This is a genomic window from Allobaculum sp. JKK-2023 (assembly GCF_034745455.1).
Classification (GTDB): Bacteria; Bacillota_I; Bacilli_A; order Erysipelotrichales; family Erysipelotrichaceae; genus Allobaculum.
This window is the reverse complement of sequence record NZ_JAYERV010000003.1, coordinates 3084105-3108283: the sequence shown is the minus strand read 5'-3', so window position 1 is coordinate 3108283 and position 24179 is coordinate 3084105. Positions and strand designations below refer to the sequence as shown.

21 protein-coding genes and 3 tRNA genes are annotated in these 24179 nt (G+C 44.6%); 6 read left to right on the top strand and 18 right to left on the bottom strand.

Features of this window, described 5'->3' with window-relative positions; all coding sequences use genetic code 11:
• Positions 1–7: 7 nt before the first annotated feature.
• The 9 genes from cas6 to U4956_RS12475 form a co-directional block, all read right to left on the bottom strand.
• Positions 8–769: a CRISPR-associated endoribonuclease Cas6 gene (gene cas6, locus U4956_RS12515; protein ID WP_323091024.1), complete on the bottom strand. Its 762-nt coding sequence runs from the start codon at positions 767–769 to the stop codon at positions 8–10.
• Positions 747–1385 (bottom strand): hypothetical protein, encoded by a 639-nt coding sequence (locus U4956_RS12510; RefSeq protein ID WP_323091023.1) that lies wholly within the window; start codon positions 1383–1385, stop codon positions 747–749. Before U4956_RS12510 ends, cas6 begins: the two co-directional genes overlap by 23 nt.
• Before the next feature lie 97 nt (positions 1386–1482).
• The gene (locus U4956_RS12505; protein WP_323091022.1) at positions 1483–2682 is read right to left on the bottom strand and encodes an RAMP superfamily CRISPR-associated protein; all 1200 of its coding nucleotides are present in this window, start codon (positions 2680–2682) and stop codon (positions 1483–1485) included.
• Positions 2679–3656 (bottom strand): type III-A CRISPR-associated RAMP protein Csm4, encoded by a 978-nt coding sequence (csm4, locus tag U4956_RS12500; protein ID WP_323091021.1) that lies wholly within the window; start codon positions 3654–3656, stop codon positions 2679–2681. Before csm4 ends, U4956_RS12505 begins: the two co-directional genes overlap by 4 nt.
• Complete coding sequence (csm3, locus tag U4956_RS12495; RefSeq protein ID WP_323091020.1) at positions 3653–4309, bottom strand: type III-A CRISPR-associated RAMP protein Csm3; 657 nt, start codon at positions 4307–4309, stop codon at positions 3653–3655. The genes csm4 and csm3 overlap by 4 nt, the downstream gene beginning before the upstream one ends.
• On the bottom strand, positions 4309–4815 hold the full coding sequence (csm2, locus tag U4956_RS12490; protein WP_323091019.1) for a type III-A CRISPR-associated protein Csm2: 507 nt from the start codon (positions 4813–4815) through the stop codon (positions 4309–4311). The genes csm3 and csm2 overlap by 1 nt, the downstream gene beginning before the upstream one ends.
• Before the next feature lie 160 nt (positions 4816–4975).
• Complete coding sequence (cas10, locus tag U4956_RS12485; RefSeq protein WP_323091018.1) at positions 4976–7366, bottom strand: type III-A CRISPR-associated protein Cas10/Csm1; 2391 nt, start codon at positions 7364–7366, stop codon at positions 4976–4978.
• 260 nt (positions 7367–7626) lie between these two features.
• The gene (locus U4956_RS12480; protein WP_323091017.1) at positions 7627–7983 is read right to left on the bottom strand and encodes a hypothetical protein; all 357 of its coding nucleotides are present in this window, start codon (positions 7981–7983) and stop codon (positions 7627–7629) included.
• Positions 7984–8093: 110 nt separating this feature from the next.
• Complete coding sequence (locus tag U4956_RS12475; RefSeq protein ID WP_323091016.1) at positions 8094–9392, bottom strand: CRISPR-associated DxTHG motif protein; 1299 nt, start codon at positions 9390–9392, stop codon at positions 8094–8096.
• A 629-nt stretch (positions 9393–10021) separates the two neighbouring features.
• On the opposite strand from U4956_RS12475, the gene U4956_RS12470 reads away from it, so the two are divergent.
• Together U4956_RS12470 and U4956_RS12465 are read left to right on the top strand one after the other, a co-directional pair.
• Positions 10022–10098, top strand: a tRNA-Asp gene (locus tag U4956_RS12470).
• A 5-nt stretch (positions 10099–10103) separates the two neighbouring features.
• Positions 10104–10177: transfer RNA gene (locus U4956_RS12465), tRNA-Gly, on the top strand.
• Between the two features lie 372 nt (positions 10178–10549).
• Here the strand turns inward: U4956_RS12465 and U4956_RS12460 are convergent.
• The 5 genes from U4956_RS12460 to U4956_RS12440 form a co-directional block, all read right to left on the bottom strand.
• Positions 10550–12148 (bottom strand): putative manganese-dependent inorganic diphosphatase, encoded by a 1599-nt coding sequence (locus tag U4956_RS12460; RefSeq protein ID WP_323091015.1) that lies wholly within the window; start codon positions 12146–12148, stop codon positions 10550–10552.
• Between the two features lie 70 nt (positions 12149–12218).
• A complete protein-coding gene (locus U4956_RS12455) occupies positions 12219–12539 on the bottom strand; it encodes an HU family DNA-binding protein (protein ID WP_323091014.1) in 321 nt (106 codons plus the stop codon).
• 17 nt (positions 12540–12556) lie between these two features.
• A complete protein-coding gene (locus tag U4956_RS12450; protein WP_323091013.1) occupies positions 12557–12811 on the bottom strand; it encodes a hypothetical protein in 255 nt (84 codons plus the stop codon).
• Positions 12812–13543: 732 nt separating this feature from the next.
• Positions 13544–13617: transfer RNA gene (locus U4956_RS12445), tRNA-Thr, on the bottom strand.
• A gap of 175 nt (positions 13618–13792) precedes the next feature.
• Positions 13793–14341: a Maf family protein gene (locus U4956_RS12440; protein ID WP_323091012.1), complete on the bottom strand. Its 549-nt coding sequence runs from the start codon at positions 14339–14341 to the stop codon at positions 13793–13795.
• A gap of 299 nt (positions 14342–14640) precedes the next feature.
• Here U4956_RS12440 and U4956_RS12435 point away from each other — a divergent pair, with 299 nt between their 5' ends.
• A complete protein-coding gene (locus U4956_RS12435; protein ID WP_323091011.1) occupies positions 14641–15222 on the top strand; it encodes a TetR/AcrR family transcriptional regulator in 582 nt (193 codons plus the stop codon).
• Positions 15223–15498: 276 nt separating this feature from the next.
• Positions 15499–17277 carry an oleate hydratase gene (locus tag U4956_RS12430; protein ID WP_323091010.1) on the top strand — a complete coding sequence of 593 codons (1779 nt, stop codon included), beginning with the start codon at positions 15499–15501 and terminating at the stop codon, positions 17275–17277.
• A gap of 239 nt (positions 17278–17516) precedes the next feature.
• Here the strand turns inward: U4956_RS12430 and U4956_RS12425 are convergent, their stop codons facing one another.
• From U4956_RS12425 to thrC, 4 genes are read right to left on the bottom strand one after another with little or no spacing between them, the layout of a single operon-like run.
• Entirely contained in the window at positions 17517–18245 is a 729-nt protein-coding gene (locus U4956_RS12425; protein ID WP_323091009.1) for a DUF1461 domain-containing protein, read from the bottom strand.
• Positions 18246–18257: 12 nt separating this feature from the next.
• Positions 18258–18692 (bottom strand): ACT domain-containing protein, encoded by a 435-nt coding sequence (locus U4956_RS12420; protein ID WP_323091008.1) that lies wholly within the window; start codon positions 18690–18692, stop codon positions 18258–18260.
• Positions 18685–19593: a homoserine kinase gene (gene thrB, locus U4956_RS12415; protein WP_323091007.1), complete on the bottom strand. Its 909-nt coding sequence runs from the start codon at positions 19591–19593 to the stop codon at positions 18685–18687. The genes U4956_RS12420 and thrB overlap by 8 nt, the downstream gene beginning before the upstream one ends.
• On the bottom strand, positions 19590–21080 hold the full coding sequence (gene thrC, locus U4956_RS12410; protein ID WP_323091006.1) for a threonine synthase: 1491 nt from the start codon (positions 21078–21080) through the stop codon (positions 19590–19592). Before thrC ends, thrB begins: the two co-directional genes overlap by 4 nt.
• A gap of 327 nt (positions 21081–21407) precedes the next feature.
• On the opposite strand from thrC, the gene U4956_RS12405 reads away from it, so the two are divergent.
• Positions 21408–22682 (top strand): homoserine dehydrogenase, encoded by a 1275-nt coding sequence (locus U4956_RS12405; protein WP_323091005.1) that lies wholly within the window; start codon positions 21408–21410, stop codon positions 22680–22682.
• Complete coding sequence (locus U4956_RS12400) at positions 22679–24064, top strand: aspartate kinase (protein ID WP_323091004.1); 1386 nt, start codon at positions 22679–22681, stop codon at positions 24062–24064. The genes U4956_RS12405 and U4956_RS12400 overlap by 4 nt, the downstream gene beginning before the upstream one ends.
• Positions 24065–24179 lie beyond the last annotated feature (115 nt).

Sequence of the window (24179 nt, the reverse complement as noted above, 5' to 3'; positions counted from 1 at the left end):
CAACTTATCAGTTCTTATCGAGATCGACAATTTTTCGGGGTCTGTTTTGACCTTGATTACGGACAACTGTAATCATCCCAAATCCGGCAGAACTTTTAGCAGAAAGACCTGTATTCCAAATCATTTCGAATGTTGGATAATCAGTCTCAATTGTAAAAACACATGAGTAGGAAACATAAAAAGTCTGTTTAAAACGGATCAGTCTTTTCTTGGCAGACCACACTTCTTTAATCGAAAAATCGGGTGATATTTTCAAATTACAGGCTGCAAATTTCTTTTTCAGATTATTCACGCACGCCTGATAGAATTCATCTGACTCCGGACTAAAATACTCTACTCGTTTATCCATGGTGCGGTAAGCAGTTACAGGCGAGATTGTTTTAATCACCATTTCCCTTTTTCCTGAAAAATACAGGAGATCCTCTAGTTTAATAGATTTAATCACAGCTTGCTGGGTACCAAGCAGGATTCGGTTGTTTTGCAAAAGAAACTGGTAGAGATACTCAATAAATTCTTCGAATTGTGACCCAATCTCCAGCTGGCAACCCTGAGGGAATGTAATCGATCGTCCATGAATCTCATATTGGCCCAGCAGGTCTGAGAAGACAAAAAGCTTAAATTTCTGGTTGCCAACCTGATATCCTTCGTTATGTAAAAACTGACAGTATCCATCTTCTGGAAGCATGCTGTAAATCCATCCCTGAACCAGATAATGATAATTCACTGGAAAGGTTAATGTGCTGGAATCAAATTGAATGATCAGTCTCAAATTTTCCACCTCCTATACAATTTGTTTTTCCCAGGCCAATCTCTTTCCACCCACTCGACAATACAACAGGCTGTGATAGAGCAAGAGTTCCAGTATGACCTTCAATGGCTATTTTTCTGGTTGGCAGCCCTGTCGACTCCATTCGAATGTACGGACCACTTTTCCATTCTCCTTGCGCAGGGTTCTCTGGATCATATTTCAAGCAGAACTCTGTCTGGTACCATTTCTGATACCAGTCATTCATTTCAGCAGTGAGTGCCAATGGCGAATGGAATTCCTGCGGCAGCCTGACTGGCGTTATAAAAGTTAAAGAGGATATTTTGATCAGGCTTTCCTGAACCCGTTCATGACGAATGCTCTTTAGGTAGAAGAACTGATTCATCAAAGTCTGTTTCATTTCACTGAGTGCAAGATCAGCAGTCGATTTCAGCTCTTCGCAAGAACCAATCCAGAACAACTGGATTTTCAATTCCTCTTTCGGTTTGAACTTTCTTTTTTCAAAAGGTGAACTCGGACAAAGAAACCCAGGATAACCTTTATAGTGGCTTCCAGTAATCCAGTAATAACGACAATTCGAACTTAAGGGGCATTCTTGGCATCGCTCGCTCTTTTGCATGCAGCAGATGCGGTGAATCAGCCGCAGGATCTGGCGATAGATAAGAATGGAAGGAGCCTGGTGAAAGCAAGCTCCTTGCGGAAACAACAGGCAGATTTCAGTTCGTGTGAGCATATTCAAACAAAACAAATCCGGTTGCCCATAGGTCTGTCGGAGTTACCGCAAAAGAAAAAGTGCGGGGAAAGTCAGTAGGATCCGGAGCGTTTTTTCCTTTCATACTGGCTGGCGAAAAAACCTGACCAAAATACTCTTCAAAAAGTTCTCGATCATTGAGGTAAAATAATCGACTGACAGTTTTGAAAAAATATGTTGTGTTCTGACCGAGGCGCATTACAAAACTGTTTTTCTTTGTATTTTGTTGTTCAGCCAGCATTCTGACCTTGCCCAATCCAGATAAATCAAGATCTGGTGGAAGATCATCATTTTCAATCATGTCGGTAGAATAAGTTCGAATGGCTTCAATGAGCTTTTCTTTAGAACAGAAAGATTCAATCAACTCTCTTTGTATGGCATCCATTGGATATTTCTTTACCAGCAGTTCTTTTCTGAATTCATCAATCCTAAAAGGGAATTCAGTCAGCGCAACCTCGCCGCTGCTGATATGTTCACTCAGTCCACAGGAATACTCTGTCTTTGCTGGATCATAATAGTATCGGTCAACCGCCAGCAGTTCCATAGAGCGAAATGAGAGATCCTGAACCAGCAGGCAACCATACAGATCCCTGACGAAATCATCGTATTTACTGGCCTGCTTCTGATCCAGGCCATAAATCAGCTGAAGATAAAACAAAGAGGGGGTCGTTTTTTTCACCGACTGACAGAACGTCAGCAGATTTTTTGATACTTTACCGTAGTTCTTTTTAAGCAAAGTATATTTAAATGCGCATTCAATCGCTCCTTTCAGCGTGGATCCTGGAATAATCGGTAAGTTGAGAGCTTTTACTTGTTCCGCAACTTCCAATGATCCCGCTTTTCGGTTTCCTTTGCTTTTGCTCAGATAAGCCTGTAAAGTTTCTGGCTCATACCAGTCAAGACAATAAAGAGGTTTGGCTTCTGGAACAGAGCGGGTATTAAAAATGGAGTAGAAATCGCGTTTGCTGTCAGATCCTCTTGCTAATCGATTTAAATTGGCGGGATCAAGCAGCTTTTCTGCGGGCAGACTGCTTAATAAATCTTCAATTGCATACCGTGAAGCAACACCGTTCTTGCAAAGATAGCAAACCGGTTCAACATTCACGCCATTGCCCACATGAACCGGAGTAAGAATGGTGACTTTAGTCTTTCGATTTTCATTCATATTGTTACCCCCAGTCCATAATGGTAAAGTTTCTTTCCTTTGACTTCGACCTGAATAAGCTGGCCGTACCAGTCTTTCTTCTGAGAAGTCTTCATCAAACTTCCTTCCTTCAGTTTGGAAAACGTTCCCGTAAATGCGTTGCCGACAATGGAAAATGAGCCTCGAAAACTGGAAGTCTCGATTTTGTAAAATGATTGATCAAAGTTAAACTCACCCTGTTCAGGAATACATCCACTCAACAGGAAGGCATACGGTTCCTGCTGAGGCAGGTTGAAATGATACTCTTCCACCTTTTTTAGTCTGAAAAGATTCAAACCCGAAGACCGATAAGGTCCAATTCCGGTATATTCAAGCATCTTGAAATAGGGGCAGAACTGCTCAGGATCTAAGTCACTTTTTACAAATACACACAACTCCGAAGATTCAGAAAGATACATCTGTTTCTGATAAAACAAATCTTTATCTTTCTGAATATCGATGGCTCCGCTGCGCGTCTGCTGAATCGTTCTAGCCAAAAAAGGAGAGGGATTATCTTTCGACTCCTGAAGAATGGACAGACTTCCACTCTGCTGAATTCTGATCTGATCCGAATTCAGTAATTTCTGTTTCAGGCCAGCGAAATCTCCCTGCAAAATATAATGCTCAAAAACCGATTCAGTCATATACTGAAATTTTTTCAGACGTTTGAAATCAGAAAGGACAGACAATTTCGTATCATTGGAAAGACTGCCTACCACAGAAGACAGTTCGCTTAATGAAAGAAGTGGTTTTGCGCTGGCCGGAATCAGTCCTTTCGGAAACATGGAAGTATGAACAAACCAGGGGTGAGTCTTCAGCGAATGAATATACTCCTCCATTTTCTGCTGCCCATCCTTCATCTGAATAGCTGCACACAGAGCACCAAAGATCGTCTGTGCATCTGGAATTCGAGTAATCTGCCCATCAGCACAGAATGTCAAGCGATACAGTTTCACAGAATCACTTCCTTAAATTCCAATCCATCTGGATAGGAGATGCGTCCATATCCTCTTGTCCCACTTCCACCCAGGTAATTCATACCCAGAAGATTCAGTCCTTCCAGAAGGTATGTTTTCATCTTTTCTTCATCATCCCCTTCAAAAACCTGAAGAATGACTTCCCCTTCCAACAAAGCCCCCGCTGGGATTCGCTCGATAAATCGAGGATTTGAAGCCTTTCCTTTTAAAGGGTCAATCGAGTTCTCTGCTTTAATTTCAGTAAATATTCCCTCTCCTAAGTAATCCTGAATCACTCTGGCTGATTTCTCTGTAAGAGTAGCGTCACGGAAAATAGCTCGGCTGATTTGCAAAACACCCTCTTTTTCACTTCCGTCGCCAAGTGGGGTAAAAATGCATTTTAAAGTCGGATCTGAAATTTCAAGCGAATATTTTTCATTTCCTTTCTGAATCAGTGCGCCGTATTTTTGCGTAAGCAAGGCTCGGATTTTTCCTTTCAGACTGGATCCAGGAATATATGGACGATTATTGAGTGGATTCTTGATTACCGTTGAATCCGCCCCTCCAATATCGAAAGAGTCTTCACTGCCACCAATGTGCAGGCCGCTTTCCAGCTTCATAACATATTCCAGTTTCAAGATCTTATTCAGCATTATTCTTTTCCTCCTAAGAATTTGTGATAAGCCACAATAGATGTAATCATCTGATCGAACATTTCAATATCGTCTACAGTCGTAATAGAATGCTGATTGACATTGGCATAAATGAACTTCAGGAAACTTTCATAACTTGTCTTTTCACCTTTTTGAGCGCGGCCAACGTTGTAAGCCGTCATTGGCAGCAATACAAATAATTTCTTTTTAGCCTGCGAAAAATCGGTTGAACTATGGGCGAGCGTAAGCGCCTCTTTCGTTACCTGGAGCACTTTTCTGATCTGGTGGGTTTTCAGACCGATAATTTTATTGGCATTCTCGTACAACAGTCCTCCTTCCAGGAAAATTTCAGGACGATTTCCATACTCTTCCATCAGTGGCTGGTCGATCTGTTTGACATCTTTAAAAAGATCTCCAGGTTTTGATTTATCGAATTTTTGTCTGTTTCGATTATTCTGCAAGTTATCCCTTTGATTTGGCCTGTTTGCATTGTGATAATTTTGCATAGCTGATTCCTTTCTTTATTGGTCATCACCTTAATGATCACCTAATCTCGTCTTTACGATTATTCGCTCGTCTCTTTAACGATCGTCTACTCTTCACTGTTCCGATTAATCTGTGATGTTTATAGATCGTGATGTATTTATATCATAATAATAAATGGATCTAACTCTTAGATCGTGTCTGCATAATAGCCAGTTTCATTTCGAGAACCAGTTGGCTGAGCTGTTTTTCAAACCTTAAATCTATCTCTTCTGGAGTGAGGCTTTTGTTTCCATCAGGAACAGGAAGAATCTCATTCAGGCGTTTTTTCATCTTGATCTGAAAGCCCTTGTCTTTTGTATTTCGAACCAGTGTGTACAAAATCAAGGGGAGTCTTCGTGACAACTCCATCCGTGAAGGCGTATCAATCATTTTCATCAATCGGTAAAACCCAGTTCTTGAATAAGCGCCCCGACTGATGCATGAAATCCAGTCTTCGGTATTCTCCAGAATCTTTTCAAATTCCTGAAAAGAAACAGTCGTATCCAGAAGTGTGACTCCGTTTTTCACAAGATTTCCTTTTGCGTCGGCTCTTTCTTTCGAGCATTCAAGCATCCGTTCAGCCGACTGAATGCCAAAGCGTACTGGTTCTTTGGGATTCTGAATCCAGATTCCGGCTGAGATAGTAATATTCTCATTTTTGACATAATCAGAAAGCTTCTGGTGAATCCTTTGAGTCAGCTGCAAAATACCGGCAGCCGGACCAAGAATAACCAGATCATCGCCTCCTGCGTAGTTGATATAAAACATCGTTCCATTTGAAGTGAGTTCATCAATATCCGGATTGACTTGTTCTGAAACTTCCTTACAAATCTCAACAAGAGTCCGTCCAAAAAACACTTCCATCAGACGCGATAAGGTGAGGTATTTCGACAAGGATCTTGTTCCCCGTGGCAGGCCGTAGGCAAAAATAGATCCCAGATTATCAACATCCATCTTGAGGATTCCCAGCTTGGGATCCCCCCAGGACTCGTCGACAAGTGTCTCGCAGATTTCATCCAGAGCAATCACCTCATTCGACCGATTCAAAGGGATGCTGTTGGCAATCAAACGAGTATGGCCCATCCAAGGCGTATTCATCGATTCAATGTACTCACACTCTCCTGCATACCTTTTTGCAGTTGCGCGATCCATCATCCAAAGCGTGCATGGTCCTGCCTTCAGTTCGACACAATTCTGGCTGGGCTTTTTTGGCATGTAATCAAAAAAGAAAAGCAAAACTGGATCAGCATGATGAACAAGGAGATCCGATAGTTCCAGAATGGTCTGACAGTTTTTACAGATTGACTGGTCTGATAAACTTCCGCAAAGCTCGCAGCATGTGGAATGCTCTGCTGGTCTGTAAAAGAAATCTGGTCCAAGAATAGAAGCATACTTATGGCTTTTTTCTTCTTCAAGCTGGGCTTTGAGATCCATGGCTTTTTCGATCTTGAACCGCTTCAGCTCCTCTGTATCACATACGACTGAAGACCAGACAAATGTGATTGCTGTCCCAAACATGAAATATAAATCCTTTTGCAGCTTCGCAGATACTGTCTGGACTTTCAGCTCAAAGTCATCGCTATCCGGCAACAGCAGTAATGCACCGCCACCAGTATTGAAGATGATATTTACCTGTGGCATATCAAATTCATGCAGATAACTCATCGTCACAATGTCTGTGATTAATGAGATCATCAAAGAACGGCCGCGTAAGGACTTCGCAATTTTCTGTTTTGTATCCGATCCTTCAGTCACTTTAAAAATGAACTTCTGAATCCCAGACATATCGAATTCCAGCATTCGATACGTCTTATCATTTCCGGTTGCCTGGCAGGCGGCAATGGCAGCGGCAAGCTTTGAATGATCATACAAGGACACAGCGGTCTGCCCACTTTCATACGTTGATGCCGGGACCATCACCATGTATTGATTAAACAAAGCGTACATTCGATTCAAAGCGTGTGAAGTGATATTTTTCCCCAGTTCCTCTGAATTCTTGACCTCCTGATAAAACGACTCCATCAGTTTCTGATATTGTGCAATGGCAACAGACAAATCTGGTAAAGGTTCTGTTCGTTCATGAGGGGCGCCCATTCCTGACAGAGAAGACAATTCAAACCATGCTGGTCTGGAAGGCTTGCCGAAATCGACTTCCCTGAAAATCGAAGCCAGTCTGACTTGCTGGAGTTTCACTTTCTGGTTTGGATCTTCATCATCCAGTTCATTGCTTTTGCGATCAATTGCTGCCGCAATACGATCTCCATTTCGAATCCAGGTGGCAAGATCGCGCGGATCATTCAGATGATGAGAACTGACCTGGGCTTCAAATGCATCAAACATTCCCAGATACTGTCGAAGAAAGCGGCTTGTATATCCGGCATGAAGATGACTATGGAATTTTCCTCGTGGATGTATCGGAGTTACATCCAGTTCCTGTTCGGTTAAATCTGACTTTTTGTAGCTTCGCTGCATTGGTTTTCCAACATCGTGAAGCAGCGTTCCATAAGCGGCTGTCAGAATATTCTTATTCACAACATTCCCTACTCTTTCTACTTTTTCTTCTTCTTTTTTCTTCTTTTTTCGATTTGCTCAGGGATGCACTGACTGGAAGAACGATCTTTGAAATCAGCTTTCGAAACAGTGCTTCAAATGCATTCTGGCTGTCAGATCCCCCGTGTTTCTGGCTTAAAATCTGGAAGAGTTGAATCTCATCAGATTCCAGTTATCAGACTGTATTCATCCAATCGTCCCCTATCTATAAAGGGATTTCTCTACTCGCAAAAGAAATCCGTTCAGTACTTCAAAAACCTGGCAAACCGATAGATTGTTCGCTTGACCGTATTCTGGTCTTTATCCTGGTACTCTTCTCTTTCCAGAGTTCCCTGGGCAGCGACCACCTGAATCTTTCTTTTTTGAAGGGCATGAACCATGCGATAAGTAAAAACAAATTCTCCTTGGCAAAGAACTGTCGGATTTTCATAGGCGGTCACTTTCTTAAGATAGATTTCGACCAGATCGTCAATCTCCTTATCTGTCATCTGAACTTGAATCTGAGGAAACGGCAGATCAATAACCGTTCCAAACAGTTGCCGGGCTGCTTCCGTCTGCGACTTCGACCAGAACTGGCTGGCATGGTTTGTTATGTTCAAAAGCACCTTGACTCCTCCTGCAACGCACTATCCTTTCTGACAACCACAACAGCTGTTTTTATGGCAGACAGAGCGAGTAGATCAATATAGCACAACAATTCAAAAAGGGGTTACATTTTTATGATTTGATCAAATTGTTGGATGATATTCAACATTTTTAAAACCGTCTTTTCTATATCCGTTTTCAGATTTCTGGTTTTAGAAGAAGTTGAAGCATGGTTGACCACATTTCGGCAATCTGTGCTGAAATGATGGATGACTTCTTCGTTTCCTGGAATAGTTACGATGGACTGAAGACGCTGAATATTGTCTCCATACGGCTCAAAACAATCCTCAAATCTCTGATAGAGATTCTCCCAAATGTGCGCATCCTTCCGCAGCCCTGTCTTTTCCTTCAGATATTGGGTAGCGTTGTATGGGAATTTTTCCTTATCGCGTTTCGATCCATAGAAATGAATTTGCTTGATGATCTGTCCAGCATCAAACCTTCTGGCATTTGGATCGACAGTATTACGGATCAATTCCCTTCCGAACAGTTCATCTGTAAATGTTATTGCCAGCTGAAAGCGCTCATGTTGAAGCAGGACACAGATGATTTCCACTAAATTCTGAGTCTCTGAGTTGTTTCGACTGACTTTGGCAAACTTCTCCTGAATCTGCTTAGCCAAAGGCGTCAAAAGAATATATGGGTTTTCACCTGAGGCTTTATCGCGCTTGTTTACAATTGCTTTGGCTTTTTCAGAGATCTGTAATACCGTAGAAGCGGCTGCATCCAGATTGCAGAACTCTGTCATTTCATTAAACTGCGCCAGAGCATCCATCAAATTTTCAATTGTCTGATCGCCAAGTGATAGTTCCTTCCAGTCTTCACGGCGAATAATCAATGTTCGATCAAACTGCGATAAGTATTCTGTAACTTTCTGCATCTGATAATCTTTAGCAAGGTCGTGCACGATGCTGAAAGACTGTTCCGTATTCTGCTTTTCTACTTCCCCATAAAAAACACTTCTGATCCTGACGTTCTTCATTGCTTCGACATAACGCAAAGCAAACAGAAGACGAATCGGAATTTTTCGGAAGCTGTGTGTAACATCCAAAATTACATCGTCTGAATCATCGAGTATGTTAATCAGATGATCGACAAACAGTTCAGAGGTAATATTCTGGTCAATCTGAATCTCATTAATGATGGATTCAGGAATGATCTGACAGAATTCGTCAAAATATCTTTCATGTGATTCTTTAGTTGTGAACACATATACCTGATCAATCTGATCCTTGTAGTTTTCATAAATATGGTGCTGAACCAGTTTTGTGCAGGAAATATTCTCCGCATCATTTTCAAAAAAAGTAATCAGCTCTTTGTACCCATCTTTAGGTCCCAACCCTAAAAAGGTAATGTATTTCATTTTTCCTCATCCTTTCGTTCTTATATTCCTGTATTCCTGTTCTTCTGCCACGCATTCTGAATCTCATTCGTCCTCCTGTATCTGATACAGGTCTTGCTTATCTGATACAGGTCTTGCTTATCTGATACAGGTCTTGCTCTTTACTGCTGCCAGACCAGGACTGAATGAGAGCCGGAACGTGGCTTTTTCAGGTTTTTTTGAAAATACCAGCCGTGAAGAGCAATTGGTTTTTATAACAACTCCATTGTTTAAAGTTTCATTAATATTACCATTACATTCCCAATATTTTTACATTATTTTATATTATTTGAATAGAGTGGTATTTTTCAGCTTTTCTTCCATGCCCACCTGAAAAGTGTTTCAAGAATAATCCCTGTTCAATGCTCAATGAACAGTCCAGCCTCGTCCTCCATTCAAAAGAAAGAAAGGGAAAACCTCACTTTTTCCGATATTCCCCACATCCAAAACACATCCAAACTATTTTGTGTTCGAAATATCAAAGCATTATCTTATTTGCGTATTCTCTTACTTTTAACTTGGCTCGGCTCCTCCCATATGCTAAGATAGCGGAGCAGTCAACGATGGCTGTTTTGAAGAATAACGCTTCAGAAAATCAAAAAACATTCAATGGTCCAATGGCGCAATTGGTTAGCGTACCTCCCTGTCACGGAGGGGGTTGCGGGTTCGAGTCCCGTTTGGACCGCCATTTGTGCAGATGTAGTTCAATGGTAGAACACGACCTTGCCATGGTTGATACGGGAGTTCGATTCTCCTCATCTGCTCCATTTGAGAATTCTCGGACGAGTGATCGTCCGTTTTTTTGTATCCTTTTCCTTCTTTCTCCCCTGTTTTCTCTTTCTCCTCTGCTTTTTATCCCTTACTTTCTGCTGACTGTTCTTCTACAGTTCCTTACCCTTTCAATCCTTGCTTTAAACCTCGCCTGTAAAAGTTGTCATTGTCGTCCTCTTTTTGCTTTTCCACACCCTTATCTGGCTTTCTTTTCCAAGTCGTGCATATTTTGTCTTCGCACCTTCACATTTCCATTTCCTTCCACGAAAAAAAGACCGGCGAACCGGTCTGAAGTTTCGAAATATGGAATGTGCAGAGTACTTGAGTCTTTATTTTTAGTTTCTGGCATTTTGGGCTGGGAAACAAATCTAACGTAAGGCAGCACCGACAGCTGGAACAATCTGCTTCTTGCGGGAAACATAGCCGTTCTTTTCGAACTCTGGAATGGCTTCGTCCAGAATATGGGCATCGGACCCCGCAACAAGGAATTTGGATCCTGTGCCATCGATGTTGGTAAAGGCGATCAGCCACAGGCTGATGCCCAGTTTTTCAGCTTCAGCATCCATGAATTTCTTGAAGTCATCGCGGATTTTATCGATATCTTTGTAGTCATAGATGAACACCTGGCTGATGGCTGTCTTGATGCCGGACAGAACGAATTCTTTGCAGTCCTGATACAGGATTTCCTTGAAGTCTTTGCCCTCAATTGTTGCGGTATGACGGAAAAGATCTTCAGCCATTTCTGCTGCATTCAGGCCATATTCCTTTTCGATGCGCTGGGCTGTGAAAATATCCGTTGGGGTGCAGGTCGGTGACTTGAAGTTCATCGTGTCACTGATCATCGCATACAGAACAAGCTGGGCGATTTTTGGATCCATCTGGATTCCGTATTCCTGATACATCATCGCAATGATGGTATTGGAAGAGCCGACAATCATATTGCGAAATACGATTGGACGGGCGGTTTCCACGTCACCAATACGGTGATGGTCAACGATCTCAAGAATTTCTCCCTGATCGCGATCATCAATGGATTGTTTGGATTCATTGTGGTCAACCAGAATGAATTTTTTCGGTTCAGCTTTTAACAAGTGATAACGCGCAACCGATCCGATAATCTTATTGCCTTCTACCACTGGATAGGAAGAGTGACGGGTGCGAAGCATTTTCTTTTCAACATCTTCCAGATATTCCGTTGGATGGAATTCAATGGCTTTGGATTTTGGCGTCATGATGAATTCGACCGGAATTGCCCGATAAATCATCTGAATAATCTTCATGATGTTATACGGGGTGCTGATCAGGGTTACACCCATGGATTTGGCCATTTCAAAAATATAGTCATTTGGCACAAAGTTTTCGGCAATGATGATGACCGCAGCCCCCTTTGCCATGGCTTTAATCATGTCATCTTCATGATCATTGAGCACCATGATGGCTCCAGTTAAATCCCGTTCCATCATCTTCTTATCCGAAATCCGGACATCGCCGCTCTTGGCCCGGGTTCCTTTATACAGAATCTTGCCATGAACAACGTCGCGCAGGTTTTCATCCGGCGTGTCTTTTAAAAGATTGCGGGTGATGTTGAGATCCTGCATCTGGACTTTGGAAATGTCGGCCAGGGTGACCATGCCGGCTAAGTCTCCGTTGTCATCCAGGACGTAAATGGTTTTCGTATTGTTGCTCATCATCAGATCCCAGCCATAGCGCAGGGTATCCTGACGGTTGATCAGAATGGCTTCATCAATTTCAATTTCTTCCAGCGAGTTTTTCGCGGTTGTCAGTCGCAGCGGGGCTGGCACTCCGACTTTGTTAAGAATGTATTTTGTTTCGGGATTGAGATGTCCAAGACGGGCTGGGACAACATTTTCCCCCAGTTTCTGTTTGAGGGCTGCCAGGGTAATGGCGCCGCACACAGAATCTGTATCTGGTCGTTTATGACCAATAACATAAACAGGCTGATTCATGATTTCCTCTACTATCTAAATCTCTAAGTCTTATTAGATGGTACAAGTATATCACGATCAGCCTGTTGAACTATTTGCTTTCAGAATTATCGCCAGTGACAGTTTCTTCACTGTTGACAGCGTCTTTTAAGCCTTTTTTCAAAGTGAATTTCACAGTTTTGCTGGCAGGGATAACAATCTGCTCTTTTGTTACCGGACTCATGCCGGGCCTTTCGCCTCTGGATTTGACAACGAACTTTCCAAACCCCGTCAGATCGACGACATTGTCTTCAACAAGATTTCGGGTAATCAGGTCAAAGACTGTGTTGACATAAAGACTTGAAGTTTTGAGTGGTAAAGAAAGCTCTTTGGAAAACTGAGAAATCAGATCCTTTTTGGTTACAGTACTCATAATTAAACTCCTTTTGTCTACCGTGCAGATTCAACCATACCCGTCAAACTCAGCTTATTGGCTATACATGAAAAAGAACAGGCACAGGGTATGGAGACAAAAGATATTTGCCAGACACGCGCTCTGCTTTCTCCTGCTTCCAAATCCAGAGCCAATTCAGGCTTGGAGGCATGAAAAAGCAGTGTGATTTCTGATCTTTTCATTTCATTTTCGGAAGAATGATCTTCCAGATTTAACGATGGCCCCCTGATCGTCCAGGTTTCTTTTTCCATCGCATACAGCTGTATTCTTGAGGCCTGAACATGCAGGCTGACAACATAAATATTATTTTAAACACCAGCTATTATTTTCAACAGTATATGCACACCTTTGGTCTTCGTTTTCTCACTTCCGTCTCAAAATTGTATGGATTTTATGCGTTTTCACCATGAAGATCACCTTAGAATTTCGTTGCACAAAACGGCCGTGTCTCCTTGCTTTTCCACCATCCCCCTGTCCTTTCAAATCTGCTTTGGGCACTAAGGGCAGGATGGCTTTATTTATGCATCGTCTGTATTGTGTAAATTCTTTTAGATAATGGGCGGGGTGAAGAAGACCATTCAAAGAAAATGCCGCTTTGGCATTTCATCTTCTTTTCTTTCTACGATATACCAGAGTTATGGAAAAGTGCATCACTTGTAAGAAAAGAGTTCCTGCTTTTCCAAACTGGCCAGCTGTCAGCCCAATCCTGTCCATTTTTGAATCGTCGCATCTTTTTTACGCTCGTATAGTCGTTCTCTTTTTACGCTTATATGGTCTTTCTCTTTCTACGATTGCATTGTCTATCTCTGCCGGGAGTTTCAAATATAAGTTTGTCTATACGTTTGTCGCAGATGGATCTAACTCTTTTTGCCAGCCTTTAGACTGATGAAGAAAATTCGGCCAGAAAAAAACGGCCAGAGCAATGACTGCTGCTGGTCGGACAAAAGAAAAACCGGGTAGGGTACCCGGTGAAGAATTCAAGATGGTGCCGATACGCGGAATTGAACCACGAGCTCATCCTTACCATGGACGTGTATTACCATTATACTATATCGGCGACTGCTTGATTACTATATGATATTTTCCGAGCCATTGCAACCCTTTTTTTCAATTCTTTTTAATCCTGATTCTTTGATCGCCGGATTCGAGAATCGAAAGGGTCGATACAGGCTTATGCCCGTTTCGAATCGCTTCGGGAAAATCCGTTGCCTATTATACATAGAGACCGCTCTTTATAGCAAGTTCTCAAGCCAGTTTTTGACAAGTTCCATGGGCAAACCAACCACATTGCTGAAAGATCCATCCAGTTTATCCACAAAATCGACATCCTGAATGCCATAACTGCCAGCTTTATCTAACGGACCCCCGCTTTGCACGTAGGTTTCAATCTCTTCATCGCTCAGCTGGCGAAAATGAACACGAGTGGTCACGACTTGCTGACGGAGTCTGTCGCCATCAAATAAAGCCACACCGGTTTTGACTTCATGCCAGCGTCCAGAAAGCCGATGGAGAGTCCTGCTGGCCTCCTCTTTGTCTTTGGGTTTGCCTAAAATCTGATCGCCATCCACCACGATCGTATCCGCGCTTAAAACAATCGCATCCGGATGATCCGCAAAGACTTCTCTTCCCTTGGCTGCTGCCACTTTCATAACAGCTGGATCAATGGCTCCAGCTTCAAAGATCTCTTCTCCTTTGGCAGGAATACAGTCAAATTCAGGCAGAATCTTCCCTAACAGTTCTTTTCGTCTTGGTGACTGACTGGCAAGAATGAATGATTTCATAGACTTCCTCTTTTCCAGATCCATTTCTGAATGAATCGATTTTTCTGGACAGATCCAAATTTCGAGTTGATTGTAACAGTTTTTCCAGCTTGTGCGCCCGTCCAGCTTCTTTTTGGTCTTGTTCTTTCTGATCAGCCCGATCAAACTGTTTTTGAAAAAATTCTGCTTTTGAAAGAGTTTGGCTTTTGGATATACTTTTTCTGTTTCCATCCGCAAAGACTTGCGGATCAACGGATCCGAAGGTCATGGTCCTGTATATGACCAGCTGATCCTGTTCTCGACTTCTCAGGGAGGTTTCCATGTCAAAAATCACGAAAAATGCCTTAAGCGCATCACTGAAGAAACTTCTTCTTCAAAAGCCGTTCGACAAAATTACCGTTACGGATATTACCGAAGACTGTGGTCTGAACCGCATGACTTTTTATTATCACTTCCAGGATATTTATGATCTGCTGGAATGGACCTGTCAGGAAGAAGCCCGCAAATATCTGAAAAAGAAGAATACCTATGACACCTGGCAGGAAGGTTATCTCAATATTTTTTATGGAGTGCTCGACAACAAGGAATTCGTACTCAATGTCTATCACTCGGTTCGCCGCGAGAATATCGAACAATACCTCAACCGGGTGGTTAACGATCTGCTGCTTGAGGTCGTGGAAGAAAGAGCCGCCAATATGACGGTGCGCGAAAAGGACAAGATTTTTATTGCTGAGTTCTACCAGTATTCCTTTGTGGGCACCATGCTCGAATGGATCGCAACCGGGATGAAAGAGAAGCCCGAATACATTGTGGAACGAACCAGCACGCTGATTCGCGGCTCCATCACCAAAGCGCTTGAAGCCTTTCGAACTGATCGTTCCCCTTCAAATAAAGCCTTTTAAGCCGGAACTTCTCGTTTCCGGTTTTTGTTTTTTTTACACTTTGGCCTCAGTGATAAAAATCTGATCACCCGGCGCCGGCTGTTTATATCCCATCCTTTAAAATCCTTGTATGCTACAACCATCAAGAACAAAACCAGTCTTCAAAGCACACTCCGCTCACTCCTGGTCGACCAAGCGCCTGAATTTTTGCAAACAGGCCGATCGGATGAGGTCTTCTCAAAGAGGAATCGCTGCGAAGACTCTGTTCAAAGAATTGTCTGATTCAAGGAGGACTCTATGTACTATTCAAGTGGTAACTATGAAGCTTTCGCCCGTCCGGAAAAACCGGAAGGCATTGATGAAAAATCCGCATATTTTGTCGGCACTGGACTTGCTGCTCTGACAGCCGGATGCTTTTTAATCCGTGATGGTCAGATGCCTGGAAATCATCTGCATTTCTTCGAGCGCGACCCACAGGCTGGCGGCGGCTGTGATGGCTGGTACTATCCAGGAAATGGTTATGTCATGCGCGGCGGCCGCGAGATGGATAACCATTTCGAAGTCATGTGGGATCTGTTCCGTTCTATCCCAAGCATCGAAACCGATGGCGTCAGTGTTCTGGATGAATATTACTGGCTCAACAAAAAAGACCCTAACTTCTCCTTATGCCGCGTGACTGAAAAACAGGGTGAAGATGCGCATACCGATGGCAAGTTTGGTGTCAGCGATAAAGGCTGCATGGAACTGATGAAATTCTTCATGACTCCAGATGAAGAACTCGAGGACAAACGCATCACCGACTTCTTCGATGAAGAAGTTCTCGATACCAACTTCTGGCTCTACTGGCGCACCATGTTCGCGTTCTACAACTGCAACTCCGCTCTGGAAATGAAACGCTACATGACTCGTTTCATCCACCATATTGACGGTCTGCCAACCCTGAGCGCCTTACGTTTCACTAAATACAACCAGTACGAATCCATGATTCTGCCAATGCAGAAGTATCTGGAAGACCATGGAGCCCAGTTCCACTTCAATACAGAAGTTCTGGATGTAAACTTTGACATTCAGCCTGATGGTAAAAAACGGGCTGTAAGTGTTGTCTTACGTCACGATGGGACAGACTCCACGCTCGATCTGGGTGAAAACGACTATCTGTTCATTACATTAGGAAGCAACGTTGAAAACTCTTCGATCGGCGGACAGGATAAAGTCTGCGAATACTTGCCAGAAATCAAAGAAGGCGGATCCTTCGATCTGTGGCGCCGGATTGCCGCTCAGGATCCAAGTTTCGGTCATCCTGAAAAGTTCTACTCGCATCCAGAAGAATGCAAATGGATGGGCGTTACGGTCAATACCCTTGATGACAAGATTCTGCCTTACATCGAAAAGATCACCAAACGTGATCCATTATCCGGCAAAGTCGTTACCGGCGGCATCGTCACTGCCAAAGACTCTGGCTGGCTGATGTCCTGGACAATCAACCGTCAGCCTCAGTTCCATTCCCAGCCAAAAAACCAGGTTCTTGTCTGGCTGTATGGTCTGACTCCAGATGAAAAAGGTGACTTTATCAAGAAGCCAATGGGTGAATGCACTGGTAAAGAAATCTGTGAAGAATGGCTCTACCACATTGGTGTGCCAGAAGATCAGATTGAGGATCTCGCCACCAACTCGGCCAACACCATTCCAGTCATGATGCCATTTGCCTCCTCTTACTTCATGCCGCGTGCCAAAGGAGATCGTCCGGCGGTTGTGCCAGAAGGGGCTGAAAACTTCGCCTTCCTGGGTGAATTCGTCGAAACACCAAGAGACACTGTCTTCACAACTGAATACGCAATGCGTACAGGCATGGAAGCTGTCTATACGTTATTCAATATCGACCGTGGTGTTCCAGAAGTCTGGGGCAGCCAGTACGATATCCGTGACCTGCTCAAAGCAGCCGTCAGTCTGCGCGACGGTCGTCCATTAAGCGAGATGCACTTCAACTGGATCGAAAAACTCGAACTGCATAAAGTGCTCAGCCTGATCAAGAATACTGATGTTGAAAAACTGCTCCAGGCCTACCACGTGCTTTAAGCCTCAAATTTCATTTTGGGATTCTCTTCTCATTTTGCCAATCGTGCCTCGTCTTCGGATGAGGCTTTTTGTCTGTTCATTGGTTTGTCTGTTCATCTGATCAAAGCCGGAGTCTGAATGCACCTCTTCTTGTCCATTCGCCTGTTGTCCTGTTTTCATATCTGCCAATAAGAAAGCCCTGACTCAACGAACCAGGGCTTGTTTGACAAAAGATATTGAAAGAAAGGTTAAAGGCCAGATCAGACAGACAACTGTTTGTCTGTTTCCAGATCATGGACCTCAAGATAAATCGGCAAAGTCTTTCGGGCCAGAATACACAGCCCCGCAACTGGAGCCAGTCCGGCCAAAAGTTTTTTGGCAATCAGAAAAACCATGGACGAAAACATTTCTTCCGGGCAGATCACAATCATAAAATCCGTTGCCGGATCGAGCAGCCAGTCCATATTTCCTGGGAAGACGATCGTATGAAACCAAGTCCAGAAGCCGGTAAAATCAATGAACCACCAGAAGCCAAAGAAAACCAGCACGACCGCAAAGCAGGCCAGTCCATCGAGCAGCCCCTGCATCAGATCATAAAGTCCAGCCAGCTTGTTTCTGGCCAGAAGGCCAATGGCGGCAAGGATGCATAAGATCCAGGAGATCACCATCACCCAATACGCTCGCTGCCACAGGGTGCGGACATCCTTCATATGGCGGATTTCCTTGGTGTTGAAGGTCGGCTGGACCTGATTTTTCCAGGTGATTGTACCGTTGAGATCATCGCGCTTTCCTTCAACGAAATCGGTCATCATGAAAATCGAATTTTCCAGATCGGATGAACTGATAGCTTCCCTTTCGGCCAGATGAATCCGCTCATACAGGTCCAGATAGAACTGGTGATCGAAAACAACCGAGCTTACGCAAGACAACAGCATGGCTACCAGAAAGAAAATGCCAAACTGAAACGACAGAATTCGATTGAGGTTCATTCTCTCTCTGCCTTACTCAACGCTGACCAGCGAAGCGCTGTTGACATGGTCGAGTTTTTTGAGCAGGGCCACCAGATCTTCAACATTGCCAGGAAGATCCGTAATGTCCAGTGTCAAAACGACATTGGAAACCCGGTTGATCGGAATGGTCTGGTTGATGGCCAGAACGTTGCAGTTGAGCTGCGCGATCCGTGTCAGAATCATCGACAGGACACCCTTTTCATCATGGATGACCAGTGTGATGATGGCTTTGCGGCTTGTATTTTCCGCTTCAAAAGGGAAAATGCTGTCTTTATATTTGTAAAAAGTTCCACGGGAAATGCCGACCATTTTGACGGCTTCACAGATTCTTCTTGTTTTGCCGGTACGCAGAAGATTCTGCGCTTCGACCACTTTTTCAATGACATCCGGAAGAATATCGGAACTGACCAGATAATACTTATCCATAGGTGACCTCCGCGCCCTGATCACTGACTTTACACAGGCGCAGTTTCAGATGGCTGTCCATCTCTTCAAGAACTTCGCGGCAGGCTAAGTAGTGCTGCAGGTTGCGAAGCAGATCTTCATTCTGACTGACAAAGGCCATAGTGGGTCCAGATCCAGAGATCCAGAAGGGAATCCTGTCTTTTCTGGCAAGAGCGTAAAGGTCAGGATAATCCTTGATCAGTTTGCTTCGGCTTGGTTCATGGAGAACATCCACGCAGGCTTCATACAACAGGTTTTCATCCCCATGTACCCAGGCATATTCAAACAACAGCGCATGTCCCACCTGCTTCGCTGCATCGTGCAGCGAAATGGAAGATGGCAGCACTTTGCGGGCTTCTTTGGTGCTCACTTCATAATCGGGGATCACAACGAGAACATGCCAGCCATGTGCTCCTAAATCAACAGGCAGAATTTCCTGATTTCCATCTTTCGTATTGCCTGTGGAAATACAGGAACATAACCCGCCGCGCAAAGCTGGAGCAACGTTGTCGGGGTGTCCTTCAATCTGAGTAGCCAGATCAAGTTTTTGCCGATCATCCAGATGCAGATCCAAAAGCGCATCAGCACCTAAAATCCCGGCTGCAATGCACTGGGAGGAGGATCCAAGGCCTCTGGCAAATGGGATATCCGAATCAATATGGATATGCACCCCTGGAACTTCGACATGGCAGGCTTTGCACGTATACACAAAGGACTGATACACCAGGTTATCTTCACCGGCATATTTTGCCGGACAGCCAGTAATTTTCAGGGTTTCGGCCGGTTCAAAGGAAATCTCTGATTTCCAGTCCAGCGCAAGGCCCAGGCAGTCAAAGCCAATCGAACAGTTGGCACTGGTTGCCGGAGTCCGGACGGTGATCATTGAAAGATCTCCAGTGCCTTGGCGGCTACGGATTCTTTCATCTCTTCGGGAGCGATCACAGCATCGTGAAGAATCGGGGCATTCTGCAAAGCAGCAAGCGGTGCCGGGATCGGATCGTCATGCATGGCCGATAACTGTTCCATGGCTTTCCATGGATCTTCCTGACTGATTCCAAGGGCCTCGAGAACATCCTGCGTGAATTTATATGGGGAGGCCGTTGCCAGCGCGATCACTGGAACCTTCGAGTCTTTTCTGGCTTCTTTGGCTAAGGCGTAGGCAGCTGCCGTATGGGGATCGAGCACATAGCCGGTTGCATCATAGGTGTCTTTGATGGTTTTTCTGAGGGCTTCATCCTCGTAATAGCCGCCTTTAAACATTGACTGAATGATTTCTTTGGTCTGCTTGTCGAGTTCATAGAAACCTTTTGTTGCCAGATCATTCATCCAGCCGGCTACTTTGTCTGTCTCTTTACCCGAAGCATAGTAAAGCAGGCGTTCCAGATTGGAAGAAATCAGAATATCCATGCTTGGCGAGATCGTCTGAATAAATGGACGGTTGCGATCATAGACGCCAGTCTTTAAGAAATCAGTCAGAACGTTGTTGGCATTGCTGGCCACATAAAATTTTTCAACGGGCAGTCCCATCAGCGAAGCATAATAACCGGCCAAGACATCGCCAAAGTTGCCGGTGGGCACCGAAAAGGAAACAGAATCACCAATGGCAATCTTGCCTTTGCAGACAAGCTGACGATACGCATCAAAATAGTAAACAATCTGCGGAATCAGCCGGCCGATATTGATCGAGTTCGCGCTGGAAAGAACAATCTGCTCTCTGGCCAGACGCTCACGCAACTCTTCATCTAAAAACAGTTTTTTTACCATGCTCTGAGCATCATCGAAATTGCCCTGAACGCCAAAGACCCGAACATTTTTGCCAGGCTGACTGGCCATCTGTTTTTGCTGGACCGCTGAAACTTTACCATCCGGGTAGAAGACGCAAATTCCGGTATGGTCGACATCCTGGAAGCCAGACATGGCCGCCTTGCCGGTATCGCCGCTGGTTGCGGTCAGAATCAATGCTTTTTTATTGGTGGCCGCCAGCGCCTTGGATAAAAACCAGGGCAGGATCGTCAGCGCCACATCTTTAAATGCGCTGGTTGGTCCTCTGAACAGTTCAAGAACCTCAACATCCCCTACCGTTGCCAGCGGGGTAATCGTGTCGGGCTGGTCGACTTTAAATGTATGAGAATAAGCATTGTCTATGCACTCCTCCAGCTCTTGTTGGCTGTAGCCGGAAAGAAGCCGGTTAAAGACCATGCTGGCAATGCCTTTGTAATCAGATTTGCACACTTCATTTAAATCCAGTTTTTCTTCACCAAGATTTGGCCAGACGTACAATCCGCCATCTGGTGAAATCCCCTGGAGAACAGCCGCTTTGGCTTCAATTCCATGGGTATTCTGTCTGGTTGACTGGTAATAAACTTCCATAAATTCCACTCCTTGAATTTGCACATGCCCTATGATACAATGTGCAAGTTTTAAATACAAGTGTTTTTACACAGAGAACAATTCCGGCAGGAAAACGTTGTAAAAGCGCTGAAAATTTATTGAAAACAAATGAGACAAACTGGTTTTTTTATCCAAAGCAGCCATTATGTCTTCGAAAAGAAGACAAAAAGGACCATTCAGAGCAATTCAAGGATAAACTGTCCAGACAGACCTGACAAAAAAATCTGCCCTGAAGCGACAGAAAAATCAGGCGCTTTGCTTTGAAAAATCAGCATCAATCACGAAAAAAAACTACAAGGAGTCTATATGAACTGTGTCCTTTTAGGGTATGGAACCGTCGGCAGAAGCGTTGAAAGCCTCTGTCAGGATCATCCCGATCTCAACATGAAACATGTCTTTGTCCGACCCGCCAAGGCAGACGAACCGTACTTCACAAGCCGCGGCCAGGAAATTGTTTCCGATCCAGCCATTGATCTTGTCTTTGAATGTCTTAACGGACTGGAACCGGCCAACACCCTGATTCGCACAGCCCTTGAACAGGGCAAGACGGTGATCTCGTCCAATAAGGCTGTTATGAGCAGATATCTGCCTGACTATCTTGAACTGGCCAGCCAGCATGGCGGAAAAATTGCCATTGAAGCAACTGTTGGCGGCGGCATTCCCATTCTCGATGCCCTGCTTAAACTCTCCCGCGCTGAACAATTGACTGGTTTTGAAGGGATTCTCAATGGAACGAGCAACTATATTCTCACCAGCATGGAAGCCAATGGCACTTCTTTTCAAAATGCCCTGCAAGATGCGATTGCCAAAGGCTATGCCGAAGCGGATCCGACAAACGATATCGAAGGCATTGATGTCTGGTATAAGACCCTGCTTGCCGCTTCCCTGCTCACCCATGCGCCCATTCTGGATCTTCCCAAACCGCTGGGCATCTCGAAAATCACCGATCAGGACATCGCATTGGCCAAAAAGAACGGCCGCAAAATCCGCCACATTGCCAGAATTGAGCGCCAGGACAACCATCATGCATCCCTGATCGCTCCTGTTTTTGTACCAGAGACGGATTACTTTGCATCCGTTCAGGAAAACTACAATGCCCAGCTGGTCTATGGACCCAGCTTTGGCAAGCTTGGCTACTATGGCCAGGGCGCAGGCGGTCTTGCAACCGCGCAGGCACTGGTCGCCGATGCGCTCGATGCCGTGGATGGACGTATGCGGCCGATCCATCTCAATCAAAGTTCCACACTCAACCAGACTCTGATCTGCACAGACTGGATTGTCCGGCCATCTGATCCGACCCTTTCCTTGCACGAAATTGAGGGATTTGAAACCGCCATCCGCTTTGACAATGCAGAAATTCCATCGCAAAAATGTCAAAAAGCCGAACGATTGGAAAGCGATTCCAAAAATAAATCCAATCTGATGATGCATCCTGACCAAAAAAGTCATACAACTTTAAACACAGATCTCTCCGGTCCGTCTGGCGCATACTGGTTGATTGCGCACAAGACACTCGACTCGCTTGAGCCCTTACGCGATCGTGATCCGGAAATGATGATAGGAGTGTGGAAAAACAAATGACCTTAAAAGTCACGAAATTTGGCGGCTCTTCAGTATCCTGCGCCAGCCAGTTTGAAAAAGTTAAAAACATTGTCTTATCCGATCCGGACCGTCGGTTCGTGGTCGTGTCCGCGCCAGGCAAGCGCAATTCCAGTGATTCCAAAATTACGGACCTGCTCTATCTGCTCGATGCCCATCGCCAGTACCATGTCGATGCGAGCAATGTCTTCAAGCTGATCAAGGAGCGCTTTACCGAAATCAAAGAAAGCCTTGGCTTAAACTATCCAGTCGAACGCGAACTCGATGAAATGTATGCCCGTTTGCAGACCATGACCCAAAATGAAATCGTCTCCCGCGGTGAATACTTCTGTGCCAGACTCATGGCTGAATATCTTGGCTATCCATTTGTGGATGCAGCTGATGTCATCCGGATCAACCATGATAAAAGCATCGACTGGGATGCCACCCGTGCAAGGCTGCGTGCGGTGATGAATACGACCAGCCGCTTTGTCTTCCCTGGTTTCTATGGCCTGTCTTCCAACGACAAAATCATGGTTTTCTCTCGCGGCGGCGGTGATATTACCGGTTCGATTCTGGCCAATATTTTTGATGCCGATGTCTACGAAAACTGGACGGATGTTTCCGGCTTTCTGATGGCCGATCCCCGTGTTGTCAAAAACCCGGAACCCATTACCCACATTACTTACTCTGAACTGCGTGAGCTTTCCTATATGGGTGCCTCTGTCCTGCATGAAGAAGCAGTCTTCCCGGTCAAGGAAAGCAATATCCCGATTCACATCCTCAATACCAACCGCCCGCACGATGCCGGAACCATCATTCAGGAAACCTCGAATGTGCCCCGCAAATATCCAATCACGGGTCTGGCCGGAAAGCCTGGCTTTCTGTCGATCTATATTTACAAAAAGCACATGTCCAACGAAATCGGCTATATGCGCAAAGTCCTGTCCGTGTTAGAGCGCTTCAATGTTTCCATTGAACACATTCCAAGCGGCATTGATTCCTTTACCGTTATCGTCTCGAAAGCAGAAGTGGATGACAGCCTGTACGAAATCCTGCATGCGATCAAAAAGGAAGTCCATGCGGATGAAATCAAAGTCCAGGAACACATTGCGCTGGTTTCAACCGTTGGCAATTCCATGTCCCATCAGCCCGGCATGGCCGGCCGCTTATTTGAAGCTTTAGGCCGCGAAAGAATCAACATTCAGATGATTGCCCAGGATTCCAACGAGATCAACATCACCATCGCGGTGGATGAAAAAGATCTTTCCCGGACCATCAGCGTCATCTATGAAGAATTCGTCCACCCGGATGATTCCCAGATCCGCCCGGTTGAAGTTGAACCTTTTATCGAAGTGGTCAACGTCGCCCTTGAAACGGAATAGATCCCTCCAGCCACTCTGCTCTGTCCCTTCTGCCTTTTCCAGTCAGAAGATGGCCAGCCAGAATTGACTCAACACCACATGTTCCAATCCAAAACAATCAGATCAAAATACAAAA